Annotated in this window: 21 protein-coding genes; 11 read left to right on the top strand and 10 right to left on the bottom strand. The window is 72.9% G+C overall.

Features of this window, described 5'->3' with window-relative positions:
• The first annotated feature begins 113 nt into the window (after positions 1-113).
• Both OG892_RS32000 and OG892_RS31995 read left to right on the top strand, forming a co-directional pair.
• The gene (locus OG892_RS32000; RefSeq protein ID WP_073734899.1) at positions 114-572 is read left to right on the top strand and encodes a hypothetical protein; all 459 of its coding nucleotides are present in this window, start codon (positions 114-116) and stop codon (positions 570-572) included.
• 124 nt (positions 573-696) lie between these two features.
• The gene (locus tag OG892_RS31995) at positions 697-2,295 is read left to right on the top strand and encodes a serine/threonine-protein kinase (RefSeq protein WP_371630884.1); all 1,599 of its coding nucleotides are present in this window, start codon (positions 697-699) and stop codon (positions 2,293-2,295) included.
• A 13-nt stretch (positions 2,296-2,308) separates the two neighbouring features.
• Here OG892_RS31995 and msrB read toward each other — a convergent pair whose 3' ends face one another.
• From msrB to OG892_RS31975, 4 genes are all read right to left on the bottom strand, one after another.
• Positions 2,309-2,716 (bottom strand): peptide-methionine (R)-S-oxide reductase MsrB, encoded by a 408-nt coding sequence (msrB, locus tag OG892_RS31990; RefSeq protein WP_073734897.1) that lies wholly within the window; start codon positions 2,714-2,716, stop codon positions 2,309-2,311.
• Between the two features lie 10 nt (positions 2,717-2,726).
• Positions 2,727-4,121, bottom strand: coding sequence for a UDP-N-acetylmuramate--L-alanine ligase (murC, locus tag OG892_RS31985; RefSeq protein WP_073734896.1), 1,395 nt, complete (start codon positions 4,119-4,121; stop codon positions 2,727-2,729).
• Between the two features lie 42 nt (positions 4,122-4,163).
• Complete coding sequence (locus tag OG892_RS31980; protein WP_024488879.1) at positions 4,164-4,616, bottom strand: hypothetical protein; 453 nt, start codon at positions 4,614-4,616, stop codon at positions 4,164-4,166.
• Between the two features lie 147 nt (positions 4,617-4,763).
• The gene (locus OG892_RS31975; protein ID WP_371630883.1) at positions 4,764-5,528 is read right to left on the bottom strand and encodes a pyrimidine reductase family protein; all 765 of its coding nucleotides are present in this window, start codon (positions 5,526-5,528) and stop codon (positions 4,764-4,766) included.
• Between the two features lie 36 nt (positions 5,529-5,564).
• Here OG892_RS31975 and zapE point away from each other — a divergent pair, with 36 nt between their 5' ends.
• From zapE to OG892_RS31955, 4 genes are all read left to right on the top strand, one after another.
• The gene (gene zapE / locus OG892_RS31970) at positions 5,565-6,656 is read left to right on the top strand and encodes a cell division protein ZapE (RefSeq protein ID WP_073734894.1); all 1,092 of its coding nucleotides are present in this window, start codon (positions 5,565-5,567) and stop codon (positions 6,654-6,656) included.
• An 84-nt stretch (positions 6,657-6,740) separates the two neighbouring features.
• Positions 6,741-7,166 carry an OsmC family protein gene (locus OG892_RS31965; protein WP_073734893.1) on the top strand — a complete coding sequence of 142 codons (426 nt, stop codon included), beginning with the start codon at positions 6,741-6,743 and terminating at the stop codon, positions 7,164-7,166.
• 160 nt (positions 7,167-7,326) lie between these two features.
• Positions 7,327-8,706 (top strand): alkaline phosphatase PhoX, encoded by a 1,380-nt coding sequence (locus tag OG892_RS31960; RefSeq protein WP_371630882.1) that lies wholly within the window; start codon positions 7,327-7,329, stop codon positions 8,704-8,706.
• Positions 8,707-8,841: 135 nt separating this feature from the next.
• Entirely contained in the window at positions 8,842-9,690 is an 849-nt protein-coding gene (locus OG892_RS31955; RefSeq protein WP_371630881.1) for a polysaccharide deacetylase family protein, read from the top strand.
• A 21-nt stretch (positions 9,691-9,711) separates the two neighbouring features.
• Here OG892_RS31955 and OG892_RS31950 read toward each other — a convergent pair whose 3' ends face one another.
• Genes OG892_RS31950 through OG892_RS31935 form a run of 4 tightly spaced genes read right to left on the bottom strand, consistent with a single transcriptional unit; the run spans position 9,712 to position 12,167 of the window.
• On the bottom strand, positions 9,712-9,891 hold the full coding sequence (locus OG892_RS31950; RefSeq protein WP_371630880.1) for a hypothetical protein: 180 nt from the start codon (positions 9,889-9,891) through the stop codon (positions 9,712-9,714).
• Positions 9,892-9,904: 13 nt separating this feature from the next.
• Positions 9,905-10,576 (bottom strand): ABC transporter, encoded by a 672-nt coding sequence (locus tag OG892_RS31945; protein ID WP_371630879.1) that lies wholly within the window; start codon positions 10,574-10,576, stop codon positions 9,905-9,907.
• Positions 10,573-11,478 carry an ATP-binding cassette domain-containing protein gene (locus OG892_RS31940; protein ID WP_371631724.1) on the bottom strand — a complete coding sequence of 302 codons (906 nt, stop codon included), beginning with the start codon at positions 11,476-11,478 and terminating at the stop codon, positions 10,573-10,575. Before OG892_RS31940 ends, OG892_RS31945 begins: the two co-directional genes overlap by 4 nt.
• An 11-nt stretch (positions 11,479-11,489) precedes the next feature.
• The gene (locus OG892_RS31935) at positions 11,490-12,167 is read right to left on the bottom strand and encodes an AIM24 family protein (protein WP_073734888.1); all 678 of its coding nucleotides are present in this window, start codon (positions 12,165-12,167) and stop codon (positions 11,490-11,492) included.
• 71 nt (positions 12,168-12,238) lie between these two features.
• On the opposite strand from OG892_RS31935, the gene OG892_RS31930 reads away from it, so the two are divergent.
• From OG892_RS31930 to OG892_RS31920, 3 genes are all read left to right on the top strand, one after another.
• Positions 12,239-13,006, top strand: coding sequence for a peptidyl-tRNA hydrolase (locus OG892_RS31930; RefSeq protein ID WP_371630878.1), 768 nt, complete (start codon positions 12,239-12,241; stop codon positions 13,004-13,006).
• A 192-nt stretch (positions 13,007-13,198) separates the two neighbouring features.
• The gene (locus OG892_RS31925) at positions 13,199-14,518 is read left to right on the top strand and encodes a DUF692 family multinuclear iron-containing protein (protein ID WP_371630877.1); all 1,320 of its coding nucleotides are present in this window, start codon (positions 13,199-13,201) and stop codon (positions 14,516-14,518) included.
• Position 14,519: 1 nt separating this feature from the next.
• Positions 14,520-15,551 (top strand): TIGR04222 domain-containing membrane protein, encoded by a 1,032-nt coding sequence (locus OG892_RS31920; protein ID WP_371630876.1) that lies wholly within the window; start codon positions 14,520-14,522, stop codon positions 15,549-15,551.
• Positions 15,552-15,733: 182 nt separating this feature from the next.
• On the opposite strand, the gene hemQ is transcribed toward OG892_RS31920, so the two are convergent.
• Together hemQ and hemG are read right to left on the bottom strand one after the other, a co-directional pair.
• Positions 15,734-16,468 carry a hydrogen peroxide-dependent heme synthase gene (hemQ, locus tag OG892_RS31915; protein WP_073734885.1) on the bottom strand — a complete coding sequence of 245 codons (735 nt, stop codon included), beginning with the start codon at positions 16,466-16,468 and terminating at the stop codon, positions 15,734-15,736.
• Positions 16,469-16,472: 4 nt separating this feature from the next.
• Entirely contained in the window at positions 16,473-17,972 is a 1,500-nt protein-coding gene (gene hemG, locus OG892_RS31910; protein WP_371630875.1) for a protoporphyrinogen oxidase, read from the bottom strand.
• 127 nt (positions 17,973-18,099) lie between these two features.
• Between hemG and OG892_RS31905 the strand changes: the two genes are divergently transcribed.
• Complete coding sequence (locus OG892_RS31905; RefSeq protein ID WP_371630874.1) at positions 18,100-19,077, top strand: DUF4349 domain-containing protein; 978 nt, start codon at positions 18,100-18,102, stop codon at positions 19,075-19,077.
• Between the two features lie 83 nt (positions 19,078-19,160).
• The gene (locus OG892_RS31900) at positions 19,161-20,579 is read left to right on the top strand and encodes an FAD-dependent oxidoreductase (protein ID WP_371630873.1); all 1,419 of its coding nucleotides are present in this window, start codon (positions 19,161-19,163) and stop codon (positions 20,577-20,579) included.
• Positions 20,580-20,599 lie beyond the last annotated feature (20 nt).

The raw sequence follows: 20,599 nt of genomic DNA, 5'->3' as shown, positions 1-20,599 counted from the left end.
CCGGACGCGGGCGGGCCCCGGAGTGTCGCGGGCGCCCCACCGCGCCCGGTAACCTGGGGCCTACCGATCTCGTGGGCCATCTGGCGGGCTGCGTGAACCCCCAGGAGGAACAGATGACGACGAACCGCGGGCGCAAGGACGTGATCCGGGACCGGATGGCCGCGACCGGTGAGTCGTACAACGTGGCCGCCCGCAACCTCAAGGCGATGAAGGACATGGGCGCCACGCGTGAGGCCGTCGTCACCCAGCGGTGGCGCCCGGCCGAATCCCTCGACGTGCCGTGCCCGTGCGGCGGCACGTGCGAGCCCGGCGAGACGTGCGAGCGGTGCCACGCCCGGCACCGGCACGTGGCGCGGTACCCGGGAAGCGCCACCGAGGTGGAGACCTGGGTCGACCGGTACGAGTGCACCGGCTGCCCGGCCTCGTACACGCTGCTCGTGGAGCTGCCGGGGCGGCCCTGGGGTGTGGCGGAGACGGTGATCCAGGGCGGTTCGGCCGAGGAGGTCGTGCGGGCCCGGGTCTTCCCCGGCGTGGTGCACCCGCTGCTGAAGCCGGAGACCGACGAAGCCTGAGCCTCGCGTTGGAGGATCTCTCCGGCCCGGCGGTCTTCCGGCCCGGTCGCTGCGTAGGCTTCTGCCCCTGGAGGGGCACGCCGGGTCGCGACGCCCCGGACACGACGATCGAAGGGGGCGCTCGGTGCGTGGAGAGGTGCTCGAAAGCCGCTACCGGCTGGTGGAGATGCTCGGGGCCGGCGGTATGGGCCAGGTGTGGAGGGCGGTCGACTCACGGCTCGACCGTGACGTTGCCGTCAAGGTCATCACCCAGAGCCCTCTCACGACCAGCCAGTCGGCCGCCCGGTTCCGCCAGGAGGCACGGGCCACCGCGCGTCTGACCCACCCTCGCATCGTGACCATTCACGACCACGGCGAGGCGGCCGTCGCGGGACATCAGGTGCTCTTCCTGGTCATGGAGCTGGTCCCCGGCCGCTCCATGGCCTCCTTCACCGCCACGGAACAGCGGAGCGTCGAGTCGGTGGTGGCCTGGGGGCTCCAGATCTGCTCGGGCCTCGCGGCCGCCCACCGCGCGGGCGTGGTCCACCGGGACATCAAACCGGCGAACGTCATGGTGTACGGGGACGGCGAACACGACCTGAAGATCTGCGACTTCGGCATCGCGCGGCTGGTCGAGGAGTCCGGGACCGGGCTCACGGGCACCGGCGCGACGATCGGCACACCCGCCTACATGTCACCGGAGCAAGTACGCGGCGACCGGACTCTCGACGGGCGCAGCGACCTCTACTCGCTGGGCTGCCTGCTGTACGAACTCCTCGCGGGCAGACCGCCCTTCGAGGGAGCGGGGTGGTCGGTACTGGCCCAGCACCTCAACGGGACGCCGGAACCGGTGCGGAGCCTGCGCCCCGGTGTTCCGGACGCCCTCGACCGGCTGGTCGTCTCCCTGCTGCACAAGGACCCGGACGATCGGCCCGCCACGGCGGACGCGGTGTCCGAGCGCCTGCGCGCTGTGCTGGACGGCCCCGGGGACGAACCTCCGGGCATCATCCCCGGGGTCCGGGACCTCGCCGCCGCCCCGACGGTCGACGCGCCTCGCGCACCGGTGGCCGGGCCCCCGCGCACACCGGAGCCGGAACCGGAACCGCCGCAGGCCATTCCGCAGCCCGCCGCGGTCACCGAGCCGGACCCCGCGCCCGCGCGCGCCGTCGCGCAGACGATGCCCGGAGCCGGACGGGTGTCGGCCTGGAGCGGGCTGCTCGCCGCCGGCGCCGTCTGGCCCCAGTTCGCCCTGCTGACCGGCTGGTCCCCGGTCTGGACCCTGTCCCTGTGCGTACTGGTCTTCCTGGTCGCCATGGCGGCTGCCTACATGGGGGCGCCGACCGTCGCACCGGACGACAAGACGCCCGCGGACACGGGCCTGGTCCTCATGGCGATGCTCTGCACCGTGCTCGCCGTCGTGTTCCTGCTGTTCTGGCCGCCGTCGCCGTGGTGGACAGCGCTGCTGTCCGGCGTGTTCGGCGTCCCCGCGCTGTTCTTCGCCGGTCTGGGACTGCGCAAGGCGGTCGGGGCGGTGGTCCGCAGGGCACCGTGGCACACGGCGGCCGGCACGGCCACCGGCCTGCTCGCCGGCGTGGTGCTGGCCGGTCTGCTGGCCGCCGGGGGCGATGTCTCCGTAAGTCTCGCGCTCGCCGCCGGTGCGGGAGCGTGGGCGGCCGTCTCGCTCGTGGCCACCCTGCTGATGCCCCGCGCCGGGGCATCAGCGGTGGCTCGGGCGCAGGCCTGACCCGCGCCTCGGCTCAGCTGCCGTCCGGCGTGAGCCGCAGCGAGATCGAGTTGATGCAGTACCGCTGGTCCGTGGGGGTCGGGTAGCCCTCGCCCTCGAAGACGTGGCCCAGGTGCGAGCCGCAGCGGGCGCAGCGGACCTCGGTGCGGACCATGCCGTGGGTGCGGTCCTGGATCAGTTCGACCGCGTCGCTGTCCTTCGGGTCGTAGAAGGACGGCCAGCCGCAGTGCGACTCGAATTTGGTGTCGGAGCGGAACAGCTCCGCGTCACAGGCGCGGCAGGAGTAGACGCCCGTCGTCTTGGTGTCGGTGTACTCGCCGACGAAGGCGGGCTCGGTGCCGGCCTGGCGCAGCACCGCGTACTCGGCGGGGGACAGTTCCGCCCGCCACTCCTCGTCGGGCTTGTCGATGTCGTACGGCACGGTGGCTCCCTCAGCTCGACAGGTGGTCCAGGATCTGCGGGCCGAGGTCGGTGACGTCGCCCGCTCCCATGGTGAGAACGAGATCGCCGGGCTTCGCCATTCCCGCGACGGCCCCGGGGACCGCGGCCTTGTCGTGGACGGCGGTGACGTCGGCCCCGGCCGCCCGTGCGGCGTCGATGATCAGGGTGCTGGTGATGCCGGGGATCGGGTCCTCGCGGGCCGGGTAGATGTCCAGCACCACGGAGGCGTCGGCGAGCGCGAGGGCCTGCCCCATCTCGGTGCCGAGCTCCTGGGTGCGGGAGAAGAGGTGGGGCTGGAAGACGACCAGGAGGCGGGCGTCGGAGGCGGCGCCGCGCATCGCTTCGAGGTCGGCGGTCATCTCGGTGGGGTGGTGCGCGTAGCTGTCGATGACCTGGACGCCGGCCGCCTCGCCCTTGAGCTGGAGGCGGCGCTTGACGCCGGTGTACTTGCCGAGGGCCGAGGCCAGGTTGTGCGCCGGGATGCCGAGGGCGACGCCGGCGGCGAGGGCGGCCACGGCGTTGAGCGCGTAGTGGCGGCCGGGGACGGAGACGGTGAAGGTGAGGTACTTCCCGTTCAGGACGACGGTGACCTCGCTGGTCAGGCCGCGCTGGTTGATCTTCTGGACGCGTACGTCGGCGGTCGCGGCCTCACCGTAGGTGACGACCTTGAGCGCCGACTGGTCGCGCACCCGGCGGGTCAGCTCGACGGCGCCGGCCTGGTCGGCGGAGATCACCAGGGTGCCGTCGGGGACGATCTTGCCGACGAAGGTCTCGAAGGAGTCGTAGATCTCGTCCATCGAGGCGTAGTTCGCGTGGTGGTCCAGCTCGGCGTTGAGGACGATCGCGACCTCGGGGTCGTACTTCTGGAAGCTGCGGTCGCTCTCGTCGGCCTCGGCGACGAAGATCTCGCCCTCGCCGTGCGTGGCGTTGGTACCGGGTCCGGCGAGGTCGCCGCCGATCGCGTACGAGGGGTCGAGGCCCAGCTCGGTCAGGGCGACGGCCAGCATCGACGTGGTGGTCGTCTTGCCGTGGGTGCCCGCGACGGCGATGGCCCGCAGCCCCTCCATCAGCGAGGCGAGCGCGTCGGAGCGGTGCACGACGGGGATCGAGAGCTCCCCGGCGCGCACCAGCTCCGGATTGTCGGCGCGGATGGCACTGGAGACGACCACGCAGGTGGCGTCGTCCGCCAGGTGCCCGGCGGCGTGCCCGATGTGGACGGTCGCCCCCAGCGCGCGCAGCGCCTCTGCGGTGGGCGACTCCTTGGAGTCGCTGCCCGCGACCTTCGCGCCGCGCCTGGTGAGGATCTTCGCGATGCCCGACATTCCGGCGCCGCCGATGCCGATGAAGTGCGGCCGTTCCATGGCGGCAGGAATACCGGGTGCCATGCGTGTGTCTCCCAGGGTCGGTACGGGTTGGGGCCACCCAGCCTATTCGCTGTGCGCGAAGAGCTTGAGCACCGGTACGCCGACCTTGTGCCGGGCGCGGGACGCCCAGTCGCGGTGGAAGAACTCCTCGACGTAGTGCGGCGCGGTCAGCACGATGACCTCGTCGGCCTCCGACTCCTCGACCACGGACGTGAGCTTGTCCAGGGGATGGGTCTCGATCACTTGTCCGACGGCTTCCGAGCCCGACTGGCGCAGGGCCTCCAGGGACACTTCGAGCGCGAGTTCGGCGGACTCCCTGGCGTTCCTGCCCTCCGGTTCCTCGCTCTCACGGGCCGCTTCCTTCAGTTCGCCCATCGCCAGGTCGTCGATGGCCCGCAACAGCACATCCGCCTGGTCGCCTCGTGGCTGCATCAGCACGACGAAGGAGATCTGCTCCTCCCCGTGCAGGGTGGTGACGAACTCGACGTCCTCGGAAGTGAGGGGCTTCTCGATCATCAAAACGCTGGTGAACACCACAGGCGCCCTTCTGCTTCAGTGACCGTCTCCGGCCACTGCTGAAACCATCCTTCCCCGTGCTCGCACGGGGTCCGCGTTCCATTCTGCCCACCGAACGCTAACCGGAACGGTATATTCCGCTGATTGTCAGATCCGACGGTACCGAGAGAAGAGGAACCCGGCCTCTTCCAGCACCGATGCCAGGGCGAATCGTTCCGGCACAGCCACCGCCGGGCCGCCCGCGATCCGCTGCGCGTCCCCGGCGGTCAGCATCGGCGCCAGCGTCAGACACATCTCGTCCAGCACGCCCGCCGCCACGAACTGACCGAGCAGCCGCGGCCCGCCCTCCGTCAGCAGCCGCCGGTGGCCCAGGCCGGCCAGCTCCCGTACGGCTCTGGCGGGGTCCACCCGGGAGCCCTCCCCCGCGACGACCACCTCCGCGCCCGCCCGGCGGGCCGCCGCGATCCGGTCCGGCGGCGCCCCCGCACCGGTCAGCACGAGCGTCGGGACCAGCGGCGAGACGAAGAGCGGGAGCGAGAAGTCCAGGTCCAGGCTGCCGCTCACCACGGCGACGGCCGGTGCGGGCCCCTGACCGGCCGCCTCCCGCCGGGCCGCGAAGGCCTCCCGGGCGCGGGCGGGCCGGTACCCCTCCAGCCGTACGGTCTCCGCGCCCGCGATCACCACGTCCGCGAGCCCCCGCAGGGTGCCGAAGATCCGCATGTCGCTCGGGCAGGAGATCGGCTGCGAGCGGCCGTCGTGCTGGGCGGCCCCGTCGAGCGTCGACACCATGTTGGCGCGCAGCCAGGGGCCCTCCGTGCCGGGGTAGGCGTAGGCGTCGGCGAGGGCGTCCAGGCTCCACTCGCCCAGGTCCTCAGCCGCTGTCAGGTCCGTCACAGGGAACAGGCGTCGCATGTCAGGCAGTCTGGCACGCCCGTAAGGTAGACGGTTGTGTCGTCCTCCCACGCCGTGCCGGGGCCCAGCCCCATAGCCGAAACGGCCCCGCTGTCCCTGTGCGCCCTCGAACCACACGTCCCCGCCGACCGGCTGGTCGCGGAGATGGTGCCGCCGCCGCGCTTCGATACGGTGCGCTTCGATACGTACGTCCCCGACCCGAACCAGCCGAGCCAGGTCGAGGCGGTCGAGGTCCTGAGCGACTTCGCCGCCGGGCTGGGCGGGGCGCACGCCAGCGGTTCCGGTAAGCGCAAGTGGTTCGGGAAGAAGCCGGCGGCGCCCAGCAGCTCGCGCGGGGTCTACCTCGACGGCGGCTACGGCGTCGGCAAGACCCATCTGCTCGCCTCGCTCTGGCACGCCACGCCCGCGGCCCCGTCCCTCAAGGCGTTCGGGACGTTCGTCGAGCTGACCAACCTGGTGGGCGCGCTGGGCTTCCAGCAGACCGTGCGGACGCTGAGCGGGCACCGGCTGCTGTGCATCGACGAGTTCGAGCTCGACGACCCGGGCGACACGGTGCTGGTCTCCTCGCTGCTGAGCCGGCTGGTCGAGGCGGGGGTGGCGCTGGCCGCGACCTCCAACACGCTGCCGGGCAAGCTCGGCGAGGGCCGGTTCGCCGCTGCCGACTTCCTGCGTGAGATCCAGGGGCTCTCCTCGCACTTCCGCCCGCTGCGCATCGACGGCGAGGACTACCGGCACCGCGGTCTGCCCGACGCCCCGCCGCCGTTCTCCGAGGAGCAGGTCACCCGGGCCGCGTACGCGACGGAGGGCGCCAGCCTGGACGACTTCCCCACGCTGCTCGACCATCTGGCCCGCGTCCACCCGAGCCGCTACGGCGCGCTGACGGACGGTCTGCGGGCGGTGTGCCTCACCGAGGTGCAGCCGGTGCCCGACCAGTCGACCGCGCTGCGGCTCGTGGTGCTCGCGGACCGGCTGTACGACCGGGAGGTTCCGGTCCTCGCCGCCGGGCTGCCGTTCGACCGGCTGTTCAGTGAGGAGATGCTGAACGGGGGGTACCGGAAGAAGTACTTCCGGGCGATCTCCAGGCTGACGGCACTGGCGCGTGACGCAAAGGGACTGGTGGCGCAGTAGGTTCGGGGGCGTAACACCGGCCGGGCACGACGGAGTGCCCCGCCATCCCCGTACAACCGCGCATTCCGTTCGAAGGGATCCAGCATGGCTACCACGCGTCAGGCGCACACGGTCTGGGAAGGCAACCTGATCGAGGGCAAGGGCGTCGTCACCCTCGATTCCTCGGGCATCGGGGAGTACCCGGTCTCCTGGCCGTCCCGCGCGGAGAAGGCGAACGGCAAGACCAGCCCGGAGGAGCTCATCGCGGCGGCGCACTCCAGCTGCTTCTCGATGGCGCTGTCCAACGGTCTGGCCACGGCCGGCACCCCTCCCACCCGGCTGAACACCCAGGCCGAGGTCACCTTCCAGCCGGGCACCGGCATCACGGGCATCCACCTCACCGTCGAGGGCGAGGTGCCCGGTCTCGACGAGGCGGGCTTCGTCAAGGCGGCCGAGGACGCGAAGGCGAACTGCCCGGTGAGCCAGGCGCTGACGGGCACGACGATCACGCTGAGCGCGTCGCTCGCCTGAGAGGCCACCCGACAGCCTCTGAGTGACGTCCCGGGCCGTCCGCGGCCCGGGACGCTTATCGGACACAGCTGAGGCCGGTGGCCCGCATGGTTCCCGCGCGGTGTTACGCGTGGTACACACGTGCGGGTCACTGCTCCTGTCCCCCACAGGAAGTTGCCTCATGTCATCCGCAGCAGCACAACAGCCCGCGTCACGACGTCAGGTCCTGGCAGGCACCGGCGCCGCCGTCGCCACGGTCGCCTTCGCCGGGGTGTTCACCGAACTCTTCGCGGGTACCTCCGCCGCCCGCGGCCACGCCGGCTACGGCCCGCTGATGCCCGACCCCGACGGACTGCTCGATCTGCCGAAAGGTTTCCGCTACCGGGTGCTCTCCCGCGAGGGCGACCCGCTGCGCTCCGGCGAGGGCCCGGTCCCCAGCCATTGCGACGGCATGGCCGCGTTCGCCGGCCGGCGCGGACACGTCCGGCTGGTGCGCAACCACGAGAACCGGGCCGACGCGGCGATCGCCGTGCCGGTCGTCGAAGGCCTCACCTACGACCCGATGGGCAAGGGCGGCTGCACGGCCCTGGAGCTCGACGGCGACGGCCACGTCCGCTCCGAGCGCGTCGCCATCGCCGGCACGGCGGTCAACTGCGCGGGCGGGCGCACCCCTTGGGACACCTGGCTGACCTGCGAGGAGACCGAGGACAAGGCCGGCACCAACGGCTACACCAAGGACCACGGCTACATCTTCGAGGTGGACGGCGCCGACCCGCACCGCACCGGAGCCGTACCGCTGACCGCGATGGGCCGCTTCCAGCACGAGGCGATCGCGATCGATCCGCGGAGCGGCGTCGTGTACGAGACCGAGGACGCGTTCGACAAGCCGTTCGGGCTCTTCTACCGCTTCCTGCCGGAGAAACCGCTGGGCGGCACGGGCTCGCTCCGGGCCGGCGGCCGGCTGGAGGCCATGCGGGTGCCGGGCGTTCCCGACCTGTCGGCGGTGCAGGAGACCGGTACGAGCTTCGAGGGCATCGAGTGGGTCCCCGTACCGGATCCACTGGCCGCACAGACACCCATCCGGTTCCAGGACTTCGGGCCGAAGGGGATCACCCACGGCCAGAAGCTGGAGGGCTGCTACTGGGGCGGCACCTGCGTCTACTTCGTCTCCAGCTTCGCCCACAGCTCGGAGGGATCGGCCGCCGACCACTTCGGACAGGTGTGGCGGTACGAGCCGCAGCGGCGCCGGCTGACCCTGGTCATCGTCTTCGGACCGGGTACGGACATCCAGCTGCCCGGCGAGTCCCCGGACAACATCTGTCTGGCGTCCGACGGCGGACTGATGGTGTGCGAGGACGGCGGTGGCGCCCAGCACGTGTTCGGCCTGACCAGGCGCGGTGAGGTGTACGCGATGGCGCGCGGCCGGCAGAACATCGGAACGCCCGAGAAGCCGGAGTGGGGCGAGTTCGCCGGGGTCACGTTCTCCCCCGACTACCGGACGATGTTCATGAACTGCTACACCCCCGGCACGACGTTCGCCGTGACGGGGCCGTGGCGCTGACCGGCTGAGTCACCCCGGACGGCGGCGGTCCGGCCCGCCGCCGTCCGGGGGCCGCTTCGCGGCGCGGGGGCGCCATGGAAGAGCCGGTGACGGTTGATCAGTTATTTTCCGATAATGACATCTTCTGTACGAAGAATGACCGCTTTGACCGTTCTGGGAGTGGTGCTCGGAAGCGCCCTCGCCGGCTGCGCGAGCACCTCGGGGGGCTCCTCGGGCGACCGGCCGGCGGCCGCCCTGGCCGCTCCTTCGAAAGCCCCCTCAAGCGCTCCCCCCGCCACCGCGAAGCCGCCCACCATGGCGCCGGGCCCGGCGGCCCTGGCCCGCGTCCTCGAACGGGGCCCGAAGAGCGCCGACAAGGTCGTCGCGCTCACCTTCGACGCCGATATGACGGCCGACGAGGGCCCCCGCGCGGCCGGGGGCGAGCACTTCGACAACCCGGAGCTGATCGCCCTGCTGCGCCGGCTGAAGGTGCCCGCGACGGTCTTCATGACCGGCCGCTGGGCCGAGGAGTACCCCTCGCAGGCCCGCTCCATCGGCACGGACCCGCTCTTCGAGATCGCCAACCACTCGTACAGCCACTACGCCTTCACGTCGCCCTGCTACGGGCTGCCGACGATGGGGTCCGACGAGATCGGCGGCGAGGTGGAGCGGGCCTTCGGCGCGATCCGGAAGACCGGCGCCCGCAATGTGGTGCCGTACTTCCGCTTCCCCGGCGGCTGCTACGACGATGCCTCGCTGCGCGCGCTCGCGGCGGAGAAGGTGACGGCGGTGCAGTGGGACGTCGTCAGCGGCGACGCCTTCGCGACGGACGCGGACGCGGTGGCGGAGCAGGTCCTCGACGGTGTGAAGCCCGGTTCGCTGGTGGTCATGCACTGCACCCGCAGCGCGGCGCCGGTCACCGACCAGGCGGTCAACCAGGTGGTGCCGGAGCTCCGGAAGCGCGGATACCGCTTCGTGAAGGTGTCCGCGCTGATGCGCGGCTGAGCATCAGCCCCGGCCGGGGCGTCAGCCCGAGCAGGCCGTGCGCTGGGCCTCCTGCCATTCGCAGACCGGGCAGAGCGTGATCCCCTTGACCGACTCGGCGTACTCGGTCGGCTTCCGGCACAGCACACACTCCGCGAACGGCGGCCCGTTGTCCGGCTCGTCCACGCTCTCGTCCACCTCGTCCTGCGCGCTCCGGTCCATGGCAGGAGCCTACTCAGCCGCGTACGGAAGTGAGCCTGCAGGCGAGTGCGAGCGCCGCCGCCGCGACGGCCGCGGCACCGGCGAAGGGGAGGACCGGCACGTGGACGGTGCCGGTGAGCGAGCCGGTGACCAGCCCCGTCACCGCGTACTTCGCGGGCGATCCACCGGTCACCAGGGCCAGCAGCGCGGCGAGCACGGTCGCGGCGACGGACCAGCCGCGCCGGTGCAGCAGCGGACGGGTGCACAGCGCCCCGACCGCGGCCCCCAGCAGGACGCAGCAGCCGGCCGCGAGGAGCCCGGCCAGCCCGGCGGACGGCAGCGGGACCCGGACGGTGTGGCGGGCGTCGGCCGGATCGCTGATCAGCAGCACGGCCGCGGTCGCCGCCGTGCCGAGCAGCCCGGCGCACCCCAGCGCCGCGAGCAGCGCCGCCAGATGGGCCCGCGGCTGCCCGCCGGCCGCCGCGGCGACGACGGTCCGGGCGGCGGGTGGTTCCTGGCCTACGCAGATCCGCACGAGCCACGCGGTGACGGGCAGCAGCCCGGCCGCGGCGTAGCCGAGCGAGTCCAGCACGGGCTGCCCAGGGCGGATACCGATGCCGAGGAAGGCCAGGTACAGGAGCACCGGCGCGAGCCAGTGCTGCGAGCGGAGCAGCAGAGCGGCCTGGTAGCGGACGAGCGCGGTCATGGCGCCTCGCCGGGGGCGGTGGAGTCGGCGGATGCCTGGGCCGGGGGCCGTGCGGTACCGGCATCTTCGGGCAGTGGCGTGAGCCGGCGGATGTGCCAGGGCGGGCGGGCCGCGAGCAGCGCGCTCAGCAGCGCGTCGGAGTACGCGGCGGTCACCGTCAGGCGCAGCATGCCGTCCTCGCGCTGCGCCTGTTCGGGGTCTCCGGGCAGTCCGGCGGGGAGCGGGCTGCCCGGCGGGCCCACGGCGTCGATCCGTACCCGGGGGCCGGGGTTCGTCCCGGCCGGTGCGCGGGGTACCGCGACCAGCCCGCGCCCCTCGACGCGGAACGTGTGGCCGGCGGCGCCCGCGAGCCGGCGCAGGTCGTGGTCGACGAAGACGACGGTGGCCCCCGCGGCGACCCGCTCGGCGACGGCCCGGTCCAATTCCTGGCGGGCCGCGGTGTCCAGGCCGGTCCAGGCCTCGTCCAGCACCAGCAGCTCCGGCTCCGCGAGCAGCGCCTGCGCGACGGCGACCTTCTGGCTGGTGCCCTTGGACAGCTCCGCCAGCGGGGTGCGGGCGTGGCCGGCCGCGCCGAAGCGGGTCAGCCACGCCTCCGCGCGCGCCGCCGCCTCCGCCGTGCGCAGCCCGTGGACGCGGCCGAGGTGGACGAGGTACCCGGCGGCGGTGAAGGGCAGTGCCGCCGGGAACCGCTCGGGGACGTACGCCGTGCGCGGCCGGTCGCCGGAGATCCGGCCCTCGGTGGGGGCGTCGATGCGGGCGAGGAGCCGCAGCAGGGTGGACTTGCCGGTGCCGTTGGCCCCCTCGATCCGGACCAGGGCGCGCGCAGGCAGGGCGAGATCGACCCCGCGCAGCACCCAGGGGCCCGCCAGTCCGTACCGGCGGCCCACTCCGCGCAGCCGCAGGATGTCCGTACTCAGTTGGCGGACGCCTTCTCCGGCTTGACCTCGCTGGGCCGTACGATCACGAACCCCTCGCCGTCAAGACGCAGCTGGACCGCTTCGCCGGAACCGCCGCGCAGCATCGAGCCGACGCTCTGCGAGCGGTGCAGCGAGGTGGTCAGGTGGGCGCTCCAGCCGACGACCGCGTCCGTGTCGACGAACACCGGCTGCTGCGGCGTGACGGGGATCACGATGGGGTTGCCCTCGCACATCAGGCCGAGCTTTCCGTACCCGGTGAAGACGCTGTTGAAGAGGCCGCCGCCGGTCATCCCGGCGCCCTTCACCGTCTTGATCTCGTAGCCGAGTGTGGCGTCGAAGCACAGGACGTTGCGGCCGTTGATGGTGAGGACGTCGCCCTGCTCCATCTCCACGATGAAGCAGTTGGCCGCCTCGTGCGCGAACCACGCCTCGCCCTGGCCGCGCACCACCATCAGCGGCAGGCCCTCGCCCGTGACGGCACGCTTGAGCATGCCGCCGAGGCCCTGCCCCTTGCGTTCGAACTGGAGATCGCCGCGGAAGGCGATCATCGCCCCCTGGCGTGCGTGCATCTCGCCGCTGACCGCGTACTTGATCGATTTGGCGTTCTGCAGGGTCATTCCGGGGGCGGTTGCCTGCTCCGCCATGTGCTCGCTGGAGAATAGATCGCTCTTCATGCGGTGCATCCTCGCGCGGAGGGATTCATTCCGCCAAGAGCCGGTTTCCGGGCGACTGGCAGACTGGACGGGTGAGCAGCAACGACACCCCCGTATCCCCGTCCGAGACCGCCGGCCTGCCTGCGGACAGCCCCTTCCGCCCCGAGCGGACGAACCGGGACGAAGCACAGCAGTACGTACTCCCGCTGGTCGTCCACATCGAGAAGGCGGCTCCCCCGGCCCGCACCGACGCCCTGCGCACGGCGGCCCGCGCGGTGCTGGTGATGCTCTCCGACGAGCGCTCCGTGGGCGAGGGCGAGTGGGCGCAGGCGATGCGGGACTGGCAGGACGCCCGGATCCGCAAGGTGGTGCGCCGGGCGCGCGGCGCGGAGTGGCGCAAGGCCTGCGCGCTGCCCGGGATCACGGTCACCGGGGAGGGCGCCGAGGTGCGGGTGTTCCCACCGGTGCCGCTGGACGGCTGGCCCAAGGAGCTCGCCAAGCTCCAGGTCTCCGGGACGGAGCTGGACGACCCGGAGCCGCCCGCCGCGCCCGATCACGCCGGTCCGGTGCTCTGGCTGAACCCGGAGCTCGACATGTCGGCGGGCAAGGAGATGGCGCAGGTCGGGCACGGGGCGCAGCTCGCCTGGTGGGATCTCTCCGAGCCGGAGCGCACGGCGTGGCGCGAGGCGGGCTTCCCGCTGTCGGTCGCCACGGCGGCCGAGGACCGCTGGCGGGAACTCGCGGTGAGCGGGCTGCCGGTGGTGGAGGACGCCGGATTCACCGAGATCGCCCCCGGGAAGACCGTGGTGGCCGAGGGCGCCCACCGCGTCGGCTCCCTTCCGGCGCTGCCCCGGCCATAGGTCGTGTCCGTAAAGTCCCGTCCGGCCGGCGGTGTCTGGCATGCACTCCCTAGACACCTGGGCGGCAGGCTCGCGCGGAGACTCGCGGGCTCCGGGAACCTCAAATCCAGCTCTGAACGTCTCTCTTCCTGGATTCACCGCCGTGTGCCGGGGCCATGACACCTGCACGGAGTGGAGCAGTGGGGGGACACCATGAAGCTGGGTATCGGGATTGGCTGGCGGCCGGAGATCGCCGACGAGGTGGAGGCGCTGCCGGGGATCGACTGGGTGGAGGCGGTCGCGGAGAACCTCTGCGCCGACCATCTGCCGGCCTCCCTGACGCGGTTGCGGGAGCGCGGTGTGACCGTGGTGCCGCACGGGGTCTCGCTCGGGCTCGGCGGGGCGGAGCGCCCGGACCCCGGCCGGCTCACCGCCCTCGCGGAGCGGGCCGCGCTGCTGGGCACGCCGCTGGTGACCGAGCACATCGCGTTCGTACGGGCGGGAGGAGCGCGCACCGCCTCCCCCGTGCTGGAGGCGGGGCACCTGCTGCCCGTGCCGCGCACCTGGGCCGCGCTGGACGTGCTGTGCGAGAACGTGCGGATCGCTCAGGACTCACTGCCGGTGCCGCTGGCCCTGGAGAACATCGCGGCGCTGATCTGCTGGCCGGACGAGGAGCTGACCGAGGGCCAGTTCCTGGCCGAGCTGGTCGAGCGCACGGGGGTCGGGCTGCTCATCGACGTGGCCAACCTGCACACCAACCACGTCAACCGGGGCGAGGACCCGGCCACGGCCCTGGACGAGCTGCCGGTGGAGGCCATCGCGTACGTGCATGTGGCGGGCGGCGTCGAGAAGGACGGCGTCTGGCACGACACGCACGCCCACCCGGTCACCGCACCGGTCCTCGACGTCCTGGCCGAGCTGCGCTCCCGGGTCAGCCCACCCGGGGTCCTGCTGGAGCGCGACGACGACTTCCCGCCGGCCGCCGAGCTGGCGGGCGAGCTGGACGCGATCCGGGCCACGCTCGACGCGGGCCGGGCCGGGGCGGCCCCAAGGTCCGCTGAACCGCCGACCGCCCTGGCTACGGCTCCGGCTCCGCTCCCGGCGAGCGGGCCCGCCGGTCCTGACGCCGTCCGGGACCGGGTCGCGGTGGCGCAGGCCTCGCTGCTCTCCGCGCTGGTCGCGGGCGCCCCCGTACCGGAGGGCTTCGACCACCGGCGGCTCGGGGTGCAGAGCCGGGCGCTGGCCGCCAAGCGTGCCGATGTCGTCGCCAAGGTGGCACCCGAACTCCCGGAGATCCTGGGCCCTGACTACCGGGACGCGTTCCTCGCGTACGCCAGGGCCCGTCCGATGTCCGCCGGTTACCGGCGCGACGCGCTGGACTTCGCGGAGCAGCTGCTCGTCGCGGGCCGCCCCGCGGACAACTCGGCCCGTCGCCGGCTGACGTACTGGTGGCAGGACCGGGCCGCGCCACGCCCGCCCCGCCGCACCACCCGGCTGGCGCGGGCCGCCCGATCCGTACTCGCGGGGCGATGACATGGCCGCAACGAGCATCGTGGCCCTGCTCATGGTGATCGCCGTCGCGGTCTCCTCGACGCTGCTGATCGCAGCGGGGCGGCGCGCGGGGCGCGGCCCCGGCGGCCCCCTCCATGACCTCTTCGAGGTGGCCTTCCTGAACGGCGGCCCTGCCCGGGTCGTGGACACCGCGCTCGCCGCCATGCACGCGGACGGCCGACTGGCCGTCGGCGGGCCCGGCATCGTCGTGGTCCAGCGGCACCTCGCACACGACCCGGTGGAACGGGCCCTGCTCCAGGAGCACGCCGCGGCCCCGAACGGTGCGCTGTGGACCCTCAGGATCGCGACGATGCGCCACGCCGCGGTGCAGGAGATCGGCGACGGGCTGGCGGCGCGCGGTCTGCTGGGCACGCCCGGGGAGAACCGGGCCCGGGCACGCTGGGGTATGGCGCAGGGGGTGCTCTGCCTGCTCGCGCTCCCGGCCTCCATCGCGGTGACCATCCAGGAGTTCACCTCGTCGGAGTCCGTCGGCGGACCGGACTTCCCGTTCTTCGCGAAGGTGTTCCTGCCGCTCGTCGTCGGAAGCGTCATCGGCTTCGTCTGCGCGGCCGCTTCCCGGTACCGGATCACCAAAGCGGGCCGCAGGGCCGTCTTCACGTACGTCACAGCCAACGGGCACCGGACCGATCCGGCCCATCTGGTGGCGGTCGGGGGGCCGCGGGCCGTACCCGATCCCGAGCTGCGGAGTCAGCTGCTCGCCGCGTCCCGGGTCAGGCCGGCCCCTATGTCCACCACTTCGCACCAGTTCTCGGGTTCCTCCGGCGCCCCGCTCGTCGCGACGGCGTGGTGCGCCGGTACGACGCCGGGCGGTGGCGGGTGCGGAGGCTCGTCCGGGCACGGCGGCGGGGGCGGCGGGTGCGGTTCGGGGTCCAGCTGCGGTTCCGGTTCGGGGTCCAGCTGCGGAGGCGGGTCCAGTTGCGGAGGCGGATCGAGCTGCGGAGGCGGCGGGTCCAGTTGCGGAGGCGGCGGGTCGAGCTGCGGCAGCAGCTCATGACCGGTGCGGGGCCACGTCCTGGCAGGGCCGCGCTCCCGGGCCCGTAAAACGACGCCGGTGCGGCGCGCAGGCTGCGCGCCGCACCAGGAGCCGAACCCGGTGTCGCTGGAACGGCGGGCGGCACACAGTGCCGCGGTGCCCGCCGTCTGATCTTCCGGGTTGGGGTGGTCGGAACCCGCTCGCTACGCGAGCCCGGCCACCAGGTCTGCGACCGACTTGCGCCGGCCGGTGTAGAAGGGGACCTCCTCGCGGACGTGCATCCGCGCCTCTGAGGCCCGCAGATGACGCATGAGGTCGACGATGCGGTGCAGCTCGTCGGCCTCGAAGGCCAGCACCCACTCGTAGTCGCCGAGCGAGAAGGAGGCGACGGTGTTGGCGCGCACGTCCGGGAAGCCGCGGGCCATCTTGCCGTGGTCGGCGAGCATGCGGCGGCGGTCCTCGTCGGGCAGCAGGTACCAGTCGTAGGAGCGCACGAAGGGGTACACGCTGATGTAGTCGCGCGGCGTCTCGTCGGCGAGGAACGCCGGGACGTGCGACTTGTTGAACTCGGCGGGGCGGTGCAGCGCCATGTTCGACCAGACCGGCGTGAGGCTCCGGCCCAGCCGGGTGCGCCGGAAGAGGTTGTACGCCTCCTGCAGGGCCTCCGCCGTCTCGGAGTGCCACCAGATCATGACGTCGGCGTCGGCACGCAGCCCGGAGACGTCGTAGGTGCCGCGAACGGTGACGTCCTTGGCGGCGAGCTGGTCGAACAGCTCCTGCACCTCGCCGGAGTACGCGGCGCGGTCCGTGTCCGCGGGCAGCACGTCACGGAGCTTGAAGACGGACCACAGGGTGTAGCGGACGACGTCGTTGAGGTCCTTCGCCTTCTTGCCGGCGTTCGGGCCCTTGCTTGATGTCACAGTCTCGGGAGCACTCATACGGCTATTGTCCCGCCTCGCTCCCTGTGCCCTGAACCAGGGTCGGCGTGGCGATGATCTCCCCCGTGCTCTCCCCTGCGGTCCTGCCCGTGATCTCCTCCGTGATCTCGTCCGCGGCCCGGTGGGCGCTCGCGATGCACGCCGGGATGCCGACTCCGTCGTAGACGGCGCCGCAGACCCGCAGCGCGGGGAGCTTGGCGACCTCCTCCCGGATGCGGGCGACCCGGCCGAGGTGCCCGACGGGGTACTGGGGCAGTCCGCCGATCCACCGGGTGACCTCGGTGGCCACCGGCCGGGCGGCCAGTCCGGTCGCCGCCGCGAGATCGCTGAGCGACACGTCGACGATCTCCGCGTCCTCGCGGTGCAGATGGTCCTCCTCGCCGTACCGGCCGACCGAGGTCCGCAGGAGGAACAGGTCGGGGGACGCGTCATCGACCCACTGCCACTTCCGGCTGGAGAAGGTGGCGGCCTTGATGGTGCGGCCCTCGACCGGCGGCACCAGGAATCCGGAGCGTCCGTCGAGCGTTCCGGCGGCGGCCACGTCGGAACGGCGGAAGGCCATGGTGACCAGGGCCATCGACGCGTACTCGACGCCCGCGAGTTCGGCGGAGGCGGCCGGTGACTCGGCGGCGAGCAGGGTGGAGGCGGACCAGGCGGGGGCGGCGAGGACGATGCCGTCGGCGGGGATCACCCGGGAGTCGGTACGGACGTCCCAGCCGCTCGCGGTACGGGTCAGCCCGAGCACCGGGGTCTCGGTGAGGATCTCGCCGCCCCCCGCGCGTACGGCGGCGGCGACCGCGTCCGGGAGGGTGCCGATACCGCCGGCGATGCCCTGGAAGACCGGCCCGGTCTGCTGCCGGGCCGCGGCCTGCTCCTGGATGCGGGTGACCCCGTCGAGCAGCGAGCCGCCCCGCCGGGCGATCTCGAAGAGCTGGGGTACGGCCGCGCGCATCGAGATCCGGTAGGCGTCGCCCGCGTAGACCCCGCCGAGCAGCGGCTCCACCAGCCGGTCGACGACCTCGCGGCCGAGCCGGTCCGCCACGTACGCACCGACCGCGACGTCGTCCCCGACCTCGGTCGGGGTGAGGTCCCGCTCCTGCGCGATCCGGGCGAGCCCCTCGGGCGAGAGCACCTCACCGAGCGCCGCCGGGTCGCCCGGAACACCCATCACATGGCCCTTGGGCATGGGGCGCAGCGCGTCGCGCGTCCACAGGGAGGCGGTGGCCGTGGCGGGCGGCTGGAGCCGGTCCGCGAGGCCGACGGCGCGTGCCAGGCCGACCGCCTCCGGACGGCGGGCCAGCATCGATTCGGCGCCGAGGTCGACCTGGACGCCCGCCACCTCGCCGGTCCTGAGTTTGCCGCCGAGCCGGTCGGTCGCCTCCAGGAGGGTGACCCGCAGCCCGGTGCCGAGGAGCCGTTGGGCGGCCGCGAGTCCGGCGATGCCGCCGCCGATGACGACGACGTGTCCCGTGGCCCTGTCCGAGCGGTTTGCTGAAGCCTGCATACCCCCACTCTCTCAAACCTCTTCCGAGTCCTGACCGTGACCGCTTCGAAACCGGTATCGCGCAACCCCGACCGGCCCCTCGTACGTCGAACCGGCACCACCAATCACCCGTCCTGGGGGGACAGTTATGCAGGCAGCACCAGCCACCCGCACGAAGAGACATGCGGGCCGTCAGGGGCGTCGGGACCGTCCGGGCCGTCCGGGTGCCCGCCGCACGCGGATCGCTCTCGCCGCCGGACTGCTCACCGCCGTGCTGGCGTTGAGCGGCTGCGGCGGGGCCGGTGACGACGACTCCGCGAAGAGCGCGGGCCGGCGGGCCGCCGCCCCGGCGCAGCAGGACGGCGCGGGCTCCGGCACCGGAGGGGCGGAGAAGGGCGCGGGCGGTTCGGCGGCGGCGAAGAAGCCGAATCCGTCGGCCGCCGCCCATGTCATCCGTACCGCCTCGCTGTCCGTGGAGGTGAAGAGCGCGCCGGAGGCGGCGGCGGCCGCACGGGTGACGGCGGAGGCCGCCGGCGGTCTGGTGGCCGACGAGAAGACCGAGCAGGTCGACGCCACACGGGCCTCCTCGCACGTGGTGCTGCGGGTTCCGCAGGGCGAGTACGACAGCGTGCTGCGGGAGCTCTCGGGTACGGGCAAGCTGCTGTCGCGCACGTCGACCGCCAAGGACGTCACCGACCAGGTCGTGGACGTGGACAGCAGGATCGCCAGCCAGCGCACGAGCGTGGCGCGGGTGCGCAAGCTGATGGACCGGGCCGACGAGCTGTCCGATGTGGTGTCGCTCGAAGGTGAGCTGAGCAATCGTCAGGCCGCGCTCGAATCGATGCTGGCCGAGCAGGCCTCGCTGAAGGACCGCACCACGTTGGCCACGATCACGCTCAACCTCTCGGAGCCGGAGCCGCGTGCGAAGGCGGTCGCCGACGACGAGGACGGTCCGGGGTTCCTGGACGCCCTGAGCGGTGGCTGGCACGTGTTCGTGACGGTGATCAAGTGGCTCGCGATGGCGCTGGGCGCGGCGGCCCCGTTCCTGGCCGTGGCCGCCGTCGTGGTGGTGCTGTGGCAGCGGCTGGGCCGCCGGGGCGGGAAGGCGGGCCCGGAGGGCGAGTGAGTGCCTCCCGGGGGCGCCCCGGCGTCCCCGGGGGCCGTGGCGCCGTAGCGTGGGCCTTCGGACGGGGTACCGAAGGGACTGGCATGACGGCGGAACGACTGGTGGTCATCGGCGGGGACGCGGCGGGCATGTCCGCCGCGTCCCAGGCACGACGGCTCAAGGGACCGGACGAGTTGAGCATCACCGCCTTCGAGCGGGGCCACTTCACCTCGTACTCCGCCTGCGGCATCCCGTACTGGGTCGGCGGTGACGTGGAGCGGCGGGACGAGCTGATCGCCCGCACCCCGGAGGAGCACCGGGCCCGGGACATCGATCTGCGGATGCGCACCGAGGTGACGGAGATCGATGTCGCGGGGCAGCGGGTGCGCTCCCTGGACCGGGAGTCCGGCGAGACGGCCTGGACCGGTTTCGACAAGCTGGTGATCGCGACGGGCGCCAGGCCGGTGCGTCCGTCGCTGCCCGGTATGGACGCGCCCGGGGTGCACGGGGTGCAGACCCTGGACGACGGACAGGCGCTGCTGGACTCCCTGGACCGGGCCGGGGCCTTCCGTTCGGATCAGGCCGGATCAGGGAGCGGGGTCCGGCGCGCGGTCGTCGTCGGCGCGGGCTACATCGGGGTCGAGATGGCCGAGGCGATGCTGAAGCGCGGCTTCGAGGTGACCGTGCTCAACCGGGGCGAGCAGCCGATGGCGACGCTCGACCCCGACATGGGGCGTCTGGTGCACGACGCGATGGACGCCCTCGGGATCACCACGGTGAACCGGGCAGAGGTCACCGCGATCCGCACCGGCCCCGACGGCCGGGTGAGCGCCGTGGAGACCTCGGACTCCTCGTACCCGGCTGATGTGGTGGTGCTCGGCATCGGAGTCGAGCCGGAGACGGCGCTGGCCCGCGCGGTCGGGCTGCCGGTCGGCCCGCACGGCGGGCTGCTCACCGATCTGTCGATGCGGGTCGCCGGCCACGACAACATCTGGGCGGGCGGCGACTGCGTGGAGGTCCTGGACCTGGTGGCGGGCCGCACCCGGCACATCGCGCTGGGCACGCACGCCAACAAGCACGGCCAGATCATCGGGTCCAATGTGGCCGGCGGTTACGGGACGTTCCCGGGGGTGGTCGGCACGGCGGTCAGCAAGGTCTGTGATCTGGAGATCGCCCGCACCGGGCTGCGCGAGAAGGACGCCCGTGCGGTGGGCCTGCGGTTCGTCACGGCGACGATCGAGTCGACGGGCCGGGCGGGCTACTACCCGGGGGCGCGGCCGATGACGGTGAAGATGCTCGCGGAGTACCGCACCGGGCGGCTGCTGGGCGTGCAGATCGTGGGCCGGGACGGGGCGGCGAAGCGGGTGGACGTCGCGGCGGTGGCGCTGACCGCCGGGATGACGGTGGAGCGCATGACGTCCCTGGACCTCGGTTACGCCCCGCCGTTCTCCCCGGTCTGGGACCCGGTGCTGGTGGCCGCCCGCAAGGCGGTGACGGCCGTACGCGAGGCGGGCACCGCCTGAGGGCGGCGCCCGGCCCCGGT

It is taken from the genome of Streptomyces sp. NBC_00341, from assembly GCF_041435055.1.
Lineage (GTDB): Bacteria > Actinomycetota > Actinomycetes > Streptomycetales > Streptomycetaceae > Streptomyces.
This window is presented reverse-complemented; position numbering and strand designations above follow the sequence as displayed.

Excerpts from the sequence above, each read along its gene's own strand:
- OG892_RS31980 (WP_024488879.1), bottom strand. The coding sequence starts at position 4,616 with ATGATCGAGAAGCCCCTCACTTCCGAGGACGTCGAGTTCGTCACCACC.
- OG892_RS31960 (WP_371630882.1), top strand. The coding sequence starts at position 7,327 with ATGTCATCCGCAGCAGCACAACAGCCCGCGTCACGACGTCAGGTCCTG.
- hemQ (WP_073734885.1), bottom strand. The coding sequence starts at position 16,468 with ATGAGTGCTCCCGAGACTGTGACATCAAGCAAGGGCCCGAACGCCGGC.
- OG892_RS31900 (WP_371630873.1), top strand. The coding sequence starts at position 19,161 with ATGACGGCGGAACGACTGGTGGTCATCGGCGGGGACGCGGCGGGCATG.
- OG892_RS31975 (WP_371630883.1), bottom strand. The coding sequence starts at position 5,528 with ATGCGACGCCTGTTCCCTGTGACGGACCTGACAGCGGCTGAGGACCTG.
- OG892_RS31945 (WP_371630879.1), bottom strand. The coding sequence starts at position 10,576 with ATGACCGCGCTCGTCCGCTACCAGGCCGCTCTGCTGCTCCGCTCGCAG.
- OG892_RS31955 (WP_371630881.1), top strand. The coding sequence starts at position 8,842 with ATGACCGCTTTGACCGTTCTGGGAGTGGTGCTCGGAAGCGCCCTCGCC.
- OG892_RS31950 (WP_371630880.1), bottom strand. The coding sequence starts at position 9,891 with ATGGACCGGAGCGCGCAGGACGAGGTGGACGAGAGCGTGGACGAGCCG.
- OG892_RS31920 (WP_371630876.1), top strand. The coding sequence starts at position 14,520 with ATGGCCGCAACGAGCATCGTGGCCCTGCTCATGGTGATCGCCGTCGCG.
- OG892_RS32000 (WP_073734899.1), top strand. The coding sequence starts at position 114 with ATGACGACGAACCGCGGGCGCAAGGACGTGATCCGGGACCGGATGGCC.
- murC (WP_073734896.1), bottom strand. The coding sequence starts at position 4,121 with ATGGCACCCGGTATTCCTGCCGCCATGGAACGGCCGCACTTCATCGGC.
- OG892_RS31925 (WP_371630877.1), top strand. The coding sequence starts at position 13,199 with ATGAAGCTGGGTATCGGGATTGGCTGGCGGCCGGAGATCGCCGACGAG.
- OG892_RS31965 (WP_073734893.1), top strand. The coding sequence starts at position 6,741 with ATGGCTACCACGCGTCAGGCGCACACGGTCTGGGAAGGCAACCTGATC.
- hemG (WP_371630875.1), bottom strand. The coding sequence starts at position 17,972 with ATGCAGGCTTCAGCAAACCGCTCGGACAGGGCCACGGGACACGTCGTC.
- OG892_RS31935 (WP_073734888.1), bottom strand. The coding sequence starts at position 12,167 with ATGAAGAGCGATCTATTCTCCAGCGAGCACATGGCGGAGCAGGCAACC.
- OG892_RS31905 (WP_371630874.1), top strand. The coding sequence starts at position 18,100 with ATGCAGGCAGCACCAGCCACCCGCACGAAGAGACATGCGGGCCGTCAG.